Annotated in this window: 8 protein-coding genes; 5 read left to right on the top strand and 3 right to left on the bottom strand. The window is 75.6% G+C overall.

The features are described 5' to 3' along the window. Nucleotides 1–1,211 precede the first annotated feature (1,211 nt). Together HZS56_RS35745 and HZS56_RS35750 are read left to right on the top strand one after the other, a co-directional pair. The gene (locus HZS56_RS35745; protein WP_308408235.1) at nucleotides 1,212–2,510 is read left to right on the top strand and encodes a cation:proton antiporter; all 1,299 of its coding nucleotides are present in this window, start codon (nucleotides 1,212–1,214) and stop codon (nucleotides 2,508–2,510) included. A gap of 319 nt (nucleotides 2,511–2,829) precedes the next feature. Then, the gene (locus tag HZS56_RS35750) at nucleotides 2,830–3,267 is read left to right on the top strand and encodes a hypothetical protein (protein WP_216724975.1); all 438 of its coding nucleotides are present in this window, start codon (nucleotides 2,830–2,832) and stop codon (nucleotides 3,265–3,267) included. A gap of 215 nt (nucleotides 3,268–3,482) precedes the next feature. On the opposite strand, the gene HZS56_RS35755 is transcribed toward HZS56_RS35750, so the two are convergent. Together HZS56_RS35755 and HZS56_RS35760 are read right to left on the bottom strand one after the other, a co-directional pair. Beyond that, nucleotides 3,483–4,646, bottom strand: coding sequence for a S1 family peptidase (locus HZS56_RS35755; protein ID WP_216724976.1), 1,164 nt, complete (start codon nucleotides 4,644–4,646; stop codon nucleotides 3,483–3,485). Nucleotides 4,647–4,923: 277 nt separating this feature from the next. Beyond that, on the bottom strand, nucleotides 4,924–5,373 hold the full coding sequence (locus HZS56_RS35760; protein ID WP_216724977.1) for a hypothetical protein: 450 nt from the start codon (nucleotides 5,371–5,373) through the stop codon (nucleotides 4,924–4,926). Between the two features lie 238 nt (nucleotides 5,374–5,611). On the opposite strand from HZS56_RS35760, the gene HZS56_RS35765 reads away from it, so the two are divergent. The 3 genes from HZS56_RS35765 (at nucleotide 5,612) to HZS56_RS35775 (ending at nucleotide 8,733) form a co-directional block, all read left to right on the top strand. Next, on the top strand, nucleotides 5,612–6,136 hold the full coding sequence (locus tag HZS56_RS35765; protein ID WP_216724978.1) for an SRPBCC family protein: 525 nt from the start codon (nucleotides 5,612–5,614) through the stop codon (nucleotides 6,134–6,136). Next, nucleotides 6,129–7,748, top strand: a complete 1,620-nt coding sequence (locus tag HZS56_RS35770; protein ID WP_216724979.1) for a phytoene desaturase family protein — start codon at nucleotides 6,129–6,131, stop codon at nucleotides 7,746–7,748. Before HZS56_RS35765 ends, HZS56_RS35770 begins: the two co-directional genes overlap by 8 nt. A 103-nt stretch (nucleotides 7,749–7,851) precedes the next feature. Further along, the gene (locus tag HZS56_RS35775; RefSeq protein WP_216724980.1) at nucleotides 7,852–8,733 is read left to right on the top strand and encodes an SDR family oxidoreductase; all 882 of its coding nucleotides are present in this window, start codon (nucleotides 7,852–7,854) and stop codon (nucleotides 8,731–8,733) included. 207 nt (nucleotides 8,734–8,940) lie between these two features. Here the strand turns inward: HZS56_RS35775 and HZS56_RS35780 are convergent, their stop codons facing one another. Next, complete coding sequence (locus HZS56_RS35780; RefSeq protein WP_216724981.1) at nucleotides 8,941–10,497, bottom strand: FAD-dependent oxidoreductase; 1,557 nt, start codon at nucleotides 10,495–10,497, stop codon at nucleotides 8,941–8,943. Nucleotides 10,498–10,549 lie beyond the last annotated feature (52 nt).

Genomic DNA, 10,549 nt, shown 5'->3' on the forward strand with positions numbered 1-10,549 from the left:
CCCCGCGCCCCGGGGCCCCCCCCCCCCGCCCCGCCCGGCCCCCCCCCCCCGCCGGCCGCCCCCCCCCCCGGGCCCCCCCCCCCCCCCCCCCCCCCCCCCCCCCCCGGGGCCCGGGGGGGGGGGGCACGGCGTACAGGGGGAGGCGTGATGGTGCGCTGGGGCCGTGGTCACGGATCCGGGCCGCTCCGGTGAGCGTGTCCCGGACCGCCGACCCGGCTCCGGCAGGTGCCCTGCCCCGACTGGACCGGGCCGACGGCCCGTTGTCGCCCGCCCTGCGGGCCGCGGTCGAGTCGCTGCCGACGGCGGAGAGGCTGGTCGCCGGCCGCCACCGGGGCGGGTGGGAGGCCGACGGGGCGCCCGGGGTCTCCCGGTGCGGCGGCAAGGCGGTGCGGCCCGCGCCGGCCCTCCTGTCGGCGGCGGCCGTGGGGCCCGGCCGGAGGAGGCGGTGCCCGGCGCCGTGGCGGTGAGCCGGTCCGCGACTTCACGCTGCCGCACGACGACGTCATCGACGGCGACGCGCTGCGCCGCCCTGGGCCCGCCGCCCGGCCCCGTCCGGGACCTCGCCGCCGTCCTGCCCGGAGGCGCGACGCTCACTCGGCAAGTGTCGACCGGGGCGCGACGCCAACTCGGCCGGTGTCGACCGGGGCGCGACGCTCACTCGGTTGGTGCAGTGTCAAGGCGGGGGCCCGGGGAAGACGCGGTGCATGCTCCGGGGCGCGTCGTCCTCCCGCGACCGGGGCGGCGGGAAGCGCCGCGACCGGAATCCCCGAGTCGGTCGCGGCGCATCCTCCCCCGGCGCCGCGGAGTTTCCGGCGGCTTCGGCAGGCCATGGGTGTCGGCCACCGGACCATGTGGGTGCCGTCCCCGATGGTTCCGTGCGGGACCGGCGTGCGACCGTTGACCGACGCCGCGCCAGGAGGGCCTGTCCGTGGGCCCGGGGGACGTTGCGGGGAAGCCTCGTCCAGCCCGCTCACGGGCGTTGCCGCGCGGTCCGTTCAGAGGGTGCCGTCCGCACCCCGGGTGCCGCGGTGGCCGGTGCCCCGTCCGGATCCGGGAGCGGCGTCACGGCAACGACGCCGGCGGGGTGGCGTCAGGCCGTCCCGCCGTCGACGCACCGCAGACGACGACGCACCACAGATGAAGGAGAACCCGCATCCATCCCCGTCAAGTGAAGCCCTGCCCACCCGCCGCGCGTTCGAGGGCGGTGACCCGTGGGACACGCTGACACCCTGCTCGCCATGGGCGGCGCCTTCCTCGCCGCCGCGCTCCTCGCCCGCCTCGGCGGCAGGATCGGACTTCCGACGATTCCCCTGTTCATGCTCGCCGGCATCCTGCTCGGCCCGCACACCCCGGGTCTCGTACTCGTCGAGGACGCGCACGACTTCGAGATGCTCTCCGCGCTCGGACTGGTGCTGCTCCTGTTCTACCTGGGCCTGGAGTTCCACCTCGACGACCTCAAGCGCGGCGGCAAACGGCTGCTCAGCGCCGGCGGCATCTACCTGCTCCTGAACGTCGGCGCCGGGCTGGTCTTCGGCCTCGTCCTCGGCTGGGGCATGCGCGAGGCGCTGGTGCTCGCGGGCGTGCTCGGCATCTCCTCCTCCGCGATCGTCACCAAGATCCTCATCGACCTGGGCATGATCGGCCGCCCGGAGACCCGGCTGATCCTCGGCGTCATCGTCGTGGAGGACATCTTCCTCGCGCTCTACCTGGCCGCCCTGCAGCCGATCATCGCCGGTGCCCACGGCGTCGCGGACATCGCCCTGCAGGCCGGCAAGGCCTTCGGCTTCCTGCTGCTGCTCGCCGCCGCGGCGCGCTACGGGACCCGGCTCGTGGGCCGGCTGATCCACACCAGGGACAACGAACTCCTCGTCATCAGCTTCCTCGGTGCCGCGGTGCTCGTCGCCGGTGTCTCCGAGGTACTGGGCGTGGCGGACGCCATCGGCGCGTTCATGGTCGGCCTGATCCTCGCCGGCACCCCCTCCGGGCCACGGATCCGCGAACTGGTGCACCCGCTCCGCGACGCCTTCGCGGCCATCTTCTTCTTCGCCTTCGGCCTCGCCATCGACCCCGGTGACATCGCCTCCGTCGCCGTCCCGGTCGCCGCGGCCGCGGTGCTGACGGTCATCATGAACATCGCCGCCGGACTGTGCGTCGCCCGGGTCTACCGCTACGGCGCCCAGCCCGCCGCCGAGATCGCCACCACCCTGGTCGCACGCGGCGAGTTCGCGCTGATCCTGGCCGCCATGGCCGCCGGCGCCGGGCTCGACGCGCGGCTCGCCCCCTTCATCGCCGGGTACGTCCTTGTCCTTGCCGTGCTCGGTCCCATCGTCGCCGGACGGGCGCACGTGCTCGCCGGCGCTCTGCGGGCGGCCGCCAGGCTGTTCCCCGGGGCGCGGTGGCCGACCACGGCGCCCGGCAGCGACGCGGACGAGGGGGCCGGGCCGACGGGCCGGCCGGCACCGGAGCCGGAACCCGTCCCGGCCCGGGAGCACGCGGAGGCGGAGCGTTAGGGCCTGTCGTTCACTTCCCGTCGTCCGCCCGAAAGGGCGGGCCCGGGGGGTCGGGCCGCCGGAGGGCCGCGGCACCATGTCGATGCAGGCATGTCGATGCAGGTGGGTGTGGCGAGCCCCGCGTCGGCGAGGGGGCGCGGCGGGGCGCGGGGTGCACCGGGCGGTCATGGCCGGTGCGCCGCCGGGGGCGCGCGCCGCGAGTGGCCGGTCGTCGCCCCCGCCCGACGCGGCACACCGGTTGCCGGTGGGACAATCTGCCCACAGGAGTGGTGCCCGACGTCGTGGTCGGACCCGTCCGGGACCGGAAGGAGCCGTCAGCATGATCGAGTGGGTGCCCCTGGGAAGCGGTGCCAGACCCGTTCCCCGGCCGGTGGCGGCTCCGCTGGTGTGGGCGGGGGCCTTCGGCGGCGCCCTCACCCTGGTGGCACTCCTCAACGGCACCGTGGGGGCCGGCCGTCCGGGGCTCGCCCTCGTCGCCCTCTCCCTGCTGGCGGCGCTGCTGGGGCTCTGCGCCCGGTTCACGGCCGCGCCGGGGACCGCCCTCCTGTGCTGGCTGACCCTCAACGGATTCGCCGTCCCGCCGGCCGGCACCCTGACGTGGGCCGGCCGGCGGGACGCGCTCTGGCTGTCCTGCCTGCTCGGCGCCGCCCTGGTCGGCACCGCGCTGGCCCGTCTGGTCCACGCGCGGGCCGCCTACCGCCGGCTGGGGACCGCGACGGGGACGGAGCAGGCGGAGCCGGGTTTCGGCGACGTGTGACGACCCGTCTGGCCGAAGGGACGTCCGACCCGTCGGGGAAGGGACGTCCGACCCGCCGGGCCGGCCAGGACCCATGGCGCCCCTTACGACCCGGTGGGGCCGGCCGAGACATATGGCCCCCGGTGGGACGCCCCGTCCGGCCGGACGAACCGGGGGAGGGCCGCCGGAGCCCTGGCGGGCACCTTCCCCGGCTGTTTCCGGTCGCCGTGTTCAGGTCAGGCCGTGTGCAGGGTCAGCCCGTAGCGGTTGAGGATCTCGTTGACCGGCTGGTACCAGGTCTCCCCGCCGCTGGAGCAGTTGCCCCAGCCGCCCGAGGTGACGCCCTGTGCCTGGTCACCGCTGATGAAGGAGCCGCCGGAGTCGCCGCCCTCGGCGCACACACTGGTCTTGGTCAGCTGGTGCACCACCGCGCCGCTGCTGTAGTTGACCGTCTGGTTGTGGGCGAGGACGGTGCCGCAGTGCCAGTGGGTGGTGGATCCGGAGCGGCAGATCGAGGCACCGACGGGGGCCACGTTCGAGCCGCGCACCAGCTGATCGGAGACCGTGCCCCAGCCGAGCACGACCGGCACCGTCCACCAGCCGCTGCCCACGCTGACCCAGGCGTAGTCGTTGTCGGGGAAGGACGAGCCCTGGAACGTGCCGATGTACGAGCGGTCCCAGCCGCTGACCGACGCGCCGGCGTTCCCGCAGTGCCCGGCGGTGACGAAGCCGCCGTGCACCGAGAAGCCGATGGAACAGCGGACGTTGCCGGTGTAGTACGGGTCGCCGCCGACCGTGCCCGCCGCGAAGGTCTGCGGGGCCGACGGCACCGAACGCACCGCGACCGGTCCGGCCTGGCGGGCCTGCTTCACGAACTTCTGGACATCGTTGTCAGCCCGCTTGCCCTCGACCACGTCGACGACCACGGTGTTGGCGTTCTGGTCGACGTGCCAACTGCTGACGCCGGCGGGGGCGTCCAGGCGGTCGACGCGCGACTTGACGGCGTCCAGCTCCTGCGCGCTGTGCTCCACGGTGCGGACCTCGGCGCCGGTGGCGCGGACCGCCCGCAGGGTCGAGGGGGCCGCGTCCTGGGTGACGGCCACGGTCAGTTTTCCGGCCTCGGCGTCGAACCACGAGCCGCCGAAGGCCTTTCCGGCCGCCCGCCGTGCCGCGGGTTCCGTGTCGGTGGCGTCGCGTTCGGCCGCGAGCCGGTCCTCGGCCTCGGTCCGGGTGAGGCCGAAGTCGCGCTGCATGGCGTCCAGGAGACCGGCGGAGGCCGGCTGCTCGGCCGCGGGGGAGGGGGTTTCGGCCGCCGAGGCCGGCAGGGTGCCGACCGCGGTGAGGCTGCCGAGCATGAGGAGGCCGGCCATGCCGAGGTGCCTGAGTCTGGTGCGTCTCACGGGAGTTGCCCTTCGTCGTTCCAGCAAGGTGGGGTGGAACAACCGCAGTTGAGAGCGCTCTCATCGGGTTGCTCCGAGCTTAGCCAGCGTGCGTCATCAGGTCCATGCCAATGCAGGATCTTTCCGTTTTCCGGAACATCCGCTCCCGGAAGGTCCGCCGCGCAGCGGGCGCCGAACACCCCGGCGGCGGCCGTCCCGCAACGGACTGTGCCGGCCACCCGTCGGGGCGGCCGGCACGGTCGGCGCGGCGGTACGGCGCGGTGGTGCGCCGGGGCGGTCAGTACCAGCCGGTCTGCGCCCAGACGTGCCCGTCACAGGTCAGCAGGGCCCGCGACACCCGCCCGTTCAGGTTGTTGCCGATCTTCGAGTAGGCATAGTTGATGCCGGGGTCGACCGTCTCCGAGACCCAGCCGTCGGCACGCCCGGCGCCGGAGTTGGAACGCTCCAGGACGGCGGCGCAGTTGGTCCGGGAGTTCTCGATCCGGGCGAAGGACCCGCACTTGGCGGAGTAGAAGTACTTCAGCGCCATGCCTTCCGCGTACCGGGTGGAGCCGACCTGCTTGAACGTCCCGGCGCAACCGGAGACGGTGGGGTACTGCCCCTCCATCCCGTAGGCGCCGTAGTTGCCGCCCTGGTAGGGCGCGGCCTGGGCCGGTACGGCGGTCAGCGCGAGGGCGGCGGCGGCGCCCCCGGCGGCGAGCAGCGTCGTCAGCGATCGGCGGTTCATTGGTCCCCCTCTTCCCGCGTCTGCGTCCGCATCCGCGTCAGTCCTGGTCCGAGCCGGGGACGAGCCGGACCGGCCGGCCGCCCCCGTCCGTGACGTTAGGCGGGCACGGGGGCGACCGGTACCTGAGAGGTGTCAGGGGCGGTCCGGGCGGTCCGGGAGCGCCGCCGGGTTGGCCCGGCGCGGACGGGGCACTCAGTGCAGCGTCCGCAGTGACGGCTACCGGACGTGGGAGGCACGCGTGGCGGTACGGCATCGATTGATCCAGGCGACCCCGCGGGCGGTGTGGGACGTGCTCGCGGACGGCAGCCAGTACGCGCGGTGGGTGGTGGGCCCCTCCGAGGTCACCCCCAGAACCGGCCGGTGGCCGCAGGCCGGCGCCACGATCGCCTACGAGGTGCGGCTCGGGCCGCTGCGGCTGGACAACGAGTCGGTCGTGAGGCACGTGGTGGAGGGATCGCTGCTGGAGATCGAGGCGAAGGCGGGCCGGCTGGGCACCGCCCGCATCTCCGTCGAACTGCGCCCCTGGGGCGAACAGTGCCTGGTGATCGTCGACGAGCACCCGCTGCGCGGCCCCGGCGGACTGGTGCACAACGTGGGCGTCGAGGCGCTGATCCAGATCCGCCACCGCGCGATGCTGGCCCGGCTGGCCCGGCTCTGCGAGGCGCAGGCCGGCGGGCAGTGCCGCCCGGACCCGCCGGACACCACCGGTTCCGTGGCGTACGGGCACGGGCACGGGCACGGACACGGGCACGGCCGTGCCTGACGCCGTCGTGATCGGGGCCGGCCCCAACGGACTGGTGGCGGCGAACCTGCTGGCGGACGCCGGCTGGAGCGTGACGGTCCTGGAGGAACAGCCGGGACCCGGTGGCGCCGTACGGCACGACAGCGAGGTCGCCCCCGGGTTCGTCAACGACCTGTTCAGCTCCTTCTACCCGCTCGCCGCCGCCTCCCCGGTCCTGCGCGGACTGGGCCTGGAGGACCACGGGCTGCGCTGGTCCCACGCCCCCCGCGTACTGGCCCACCCGCTGAGCGACGGCAGGTGCGCCGTCCTCGACCGCGACGTCGCCGCCACCGCCGCCTCCCTGGAGGCGTTCGCGCCCGGCGACGGTGCCGCCTGGGAGCGCCTGCACGGCGTGTGGGACCGCTACCGCGCCGGCATCGTGGACGCCCTGTTCACCCCCTTCCCGCCGGTACGCGCCGGTGCCCGGCTGGCCCTGAGGCTGCGCGCCGGGGGCGGACTCAGGCTGGCGCGCACCCTGGTCCTGCCCGTGCGCCGCCTGGGCGAGGAGGAGTTCCGCGGGGAGGGCGGGCGCCTCCTGCTGGCCGGCAACGCCCTGCACGCCGACCTGGCGCCCGAGGCGGCCGGCAGCGGCGGCTTCGGCTGGCTGATGTCGATGCTCGGGCAGACCTACGGTTTCCCGGTGCCGGTCGGCGGGGCGGGCGCCCTCACCGAGGCGCTGGTGCGCCGCCTGCGGGCCCGCGGCGGCGTGGTGAGCTGCGGGCGCCGGGTGGAGCAGGTCCTGGTCCGCGAGCGCCGGGCGGCCGGCGTCCGCACGGCCGACGGGGAGACGGTGACCGCCCGGCGGGCCGTCCTCGCGGACGTCTCCGTACCCGCCCTCTACGGCGGGCTCGTCGCCCCGGCGGACCTGCCGGACCAGGTCCTGACCGACGTACGGCGCTTCCAGTGGGACTTCGCGACCTTCAAGGTGGACTGGGCGCTGGACGGGCCCGTGCCCTGGCGGTGCGCGGACGCGGCGGGGGCGGGGACCGTGCACCTGGCCGACGGCCTGGACGAACTGACCCGGTTCGCCGCGCAGATCGCCATGGGGCAGGTGCCCGACCGGCCCTTCTGCCTGTTCGGCCAGATGACGACGTCCGACCCGTCCCGCTCGCCGCGCGGCACGGAGTCCGCCTGGGCCTACACCCACGTCCCCCACGACGTCCGGGCCGACGCGGGCGAGGAGGGCATCACGGGGCGCTGGGACAGCAGGGAGCGCGAGCTGATGGCCGACCGGGTCGAACGCCACGTGGAACGGTTCGCGCCCGGGTTCCGCAACCTGGTCCGGGCCCGCCGTGTCCTCGCCCCGCCGACGCTCCAGGCCATGGACGCCAACCTGGAAGGCGGCGCCATCAACGGCGGCACCACCGCCATGCACCAGCAGCTCTTCTTCCGGCCCGTGCCCGGCACCGGGCGGCCCGAGACGCCGGTGGCCGGTCTCTTCCTGGCTTCCGCGGGCGCCCACCCGGGCGGGGGCGTGCACGGGGCGCCCGGTGCCAACGCCGCGCGAGCCGCGCTGCGCCGCGACCGCTTCGATTGCCTCACCCGTGTCCAGCGGGCGCTGACCAGCCGGGACCGGGTCGGCGACAAGCGGTGACCGTACCGCCCAGCCTGCCTGCGGCCCTTGCGGAACGTGACCGGCGCCCCCCGGGGCCGTGTCCCGGCCCTGGCGACGACGCCCCGAGGAAAGGTCCGAACCGGTGACCGACAGCCCTCTCCAGAACCGCACCGTCGTGGTGACCGGCGCGGCCCGCGGTCTCGGCGCCGCCCTGGCCCGGGCCTGCGCCCGCCGTGGCGCCCGGATCGCCCTGCTCGGCCGGGAGAAGCCGCTCCTCGACACCCTGGCGGCACGGCTGCCGACACCCGCGCTCGCCGTCGGCGCCGACGTCACCGACCCCGCCGCACTGGAGGACGCGGCAGCCGAGGTCCGCCGGCGCCTGGGGACACCGTCGGTCGTGGTGGCCAACGCGGGCATCGCGGAGGGCGGTCCGTTCGCCACGTCGGACCCGCGGCTGTGGCGCCGGGTCGTCGACGTCAACCTGACCGGCAGCGCCCACACCGCGCGGGCCTTCCTGCCGGACCTGCTGCGCACCGCCGGCTACCACCTCCAGGTGGGCTCGCTGGCCTCCATCGGCGCGGTCCCCATGATGAGCGCCTACTGCGCCTCGAAGGCGGGCGTCGAGGCCTTCGTCCACTCGCTGCGCGCCGAGGTGGCCCATCACGGGGTCGCGGTGGGGATCGCCTACCTCAACTGGATCGACACCGACATGATCCGCGACGCGGACCGCTACCCGGTAATGCGGGAACTGCGCGCCCACCTGCCGCCACCGGCCCGCGGCACGCACTCGCCGGACGAGGTCGCCGCACGGCTGGTGCGGGCCGTCGAGCGCCGCCGCACCGCCGTGTACGTGCCGGGCTGGCTGCGGCTGGCCCGACTCGGGCGCACGGCACTGCCGCCGCTGGTCCTGCGCCTGTCCCGCCACGAGCTGCCCCGACTGGAGGCCGAGGGCTCCCTGGGCCGCACCGGGCCCCTCGGCGCGGGCGGTCTGGCCGGCCGGGCGGAGGGCGGCACGGGGGCGTAGCGGCGTACGCGCCTCGCCCCTGGCGGCGCGGGGCGGCGCGGGGCGGTGCAGGGCGGTGGCAGGGTGGCGTCAACCGCGCGCGTTCGCCGGGGGGTTCGGCCGGACCAACAGTGGTGAGGGAAGCAGTGGGACCGGGTAACGGGACGGAGCAGGGAACGGCTCAGGGGACGGTTCAGTGAGAGCAGCGGGCCGGATCAGAGGGCCGGGTCAGTGGGGCGGGGTGAAGTGCCGGGCCGCGGCACGCAGCAGCGCGGAGCGGCCCCGGCCGGGGACCGTCCACAGCGTCTCGCCGCGCACGCCCCACCGTGCCAGCAGGGCGTTGGCCGCCAGGAACCCGGACGTGGCGGCCCGCTCCATCAGCGCCACGGGCAGGTCCGTACGGACCAGATCACCCGCGACGACCACGGTCGGGTCGCAGGTGCGGACGGTGGGACGGTCGGCGTAACCCCCTACGGCGAACAGCGGGCAGTCCGCCCGCCATTCGTGCCGTGCGGCGACCACGCGGGCCTCCCGGGTCTCCGGGTACACCCGGTACAACTGCTCCACGAGACGCTTCTCCTCGACCTCCCGGACGGCGGCCGACGGCACGGCGTAGGCATGGAGTTCGACGACGGACCCTCCCGTGCGCGCCGCCCAGCGTGCCGCTTCCCCCTCCCAGCGGGAGAGCACGCTGACGTTGTCCAGCGAGCCGTACCCGCTGGTGCCGAGGAAGCCGGGGCGGCCGGGGGCGACCGGCCGGTCCAGCCAGAGCCGGGAGACCAGGAAGGGCGGAGCGTTCCGCAGCCGGGCCACCCCTGCGCGCCAGGCGGCGTCGCCGAGAGCCGGCGAGCGGCGCAGGAGCCCCTGCAGCCCACCCGTGTCCAGCGCGAGCACCACGGCGTCGTACGTCCGGGCACCGGCGGCGTCGGCCACGACGTGACCGCCGGACGGGCCCGGCCGGACGGTCTCCACGGGTGTGCCGGTCCGCACCCGCGTCCCGAGCCGTACCGCGTGCTCCGCGAGCGGATCCCACAGTGCCCGCGGGAACGGCTCCGCCGGCACGTCGAACAGCAGGCCCTCGCTGGAGCCGAGGAAGTAGATGTGGAACATCAGCGCCATCTCGGCGGCGGACAGCTCCCGGGGGTCCGCGAAGAAGCTCCGGGAGAACACCTCGAAGGCGAGATGCCGTGCGGCCGCGGGGAAGCGGACCGCGTCCAGGAAGTCGTGGGCGCTCACGCCGTCCAGCCGCGCGTGGATGTCGCGCGTGCGTACGTCGAGCAGCGGCAGTGCCGCCGCCGGCCGCAGCCGCACCAGGTCGCGCGGTCCGAAGCTCGGGCTCAGGGCCACGAACCCGAGGGCGCTGAAGGGCGGAGTGCGCGGCACCCGGCGGAAGCCGTCGCGCAGTCCACTGCTGTGCTGGAGGGGATAGTCGGGCAGGCCGGTGAGCATGCCGAGGCGGGGATCGGGGCGACGCAACAGGCTCCGCAGGTTGTAGTACTGGCGGAAGAACGCGTGGAAGCCCCGGCTCATGGTGGCCGTCGTCCCGTCCGGCAGCGCGACGGGCCAGCCGGCGACGCGCCCGCCGAGTACGGGCTCGCGTTCGTGGAGCACCACGCGCACGCCGCGCTCCGCCAGGGCGGTCGCCGCCGCCAGCCCCGCGATGCCGCCGCCGATCACCGCCACGGACGGCGGATCGCCCTCGACCCGCTCACGCCCCGGCGGTGGCGGGACGACCTCGGCCCGCCGGTCCCGCCCCGGGGGCCGCGCCCCGTCGCGCCGGCTCACTGCCCACCGTCCGGCCACCCGCCACCGCCCCGCCCGCACACCCCACGTGCAC

It is taken from the genome of Streptomyces mayonensis (assembly GCF_018982965.1).
GTDB lineage: Bacteria > Actinomycetota > Actinomycetes > Streptomycetales > Streptomycetaceae > Streptomyces > Streptomyces mayonensis.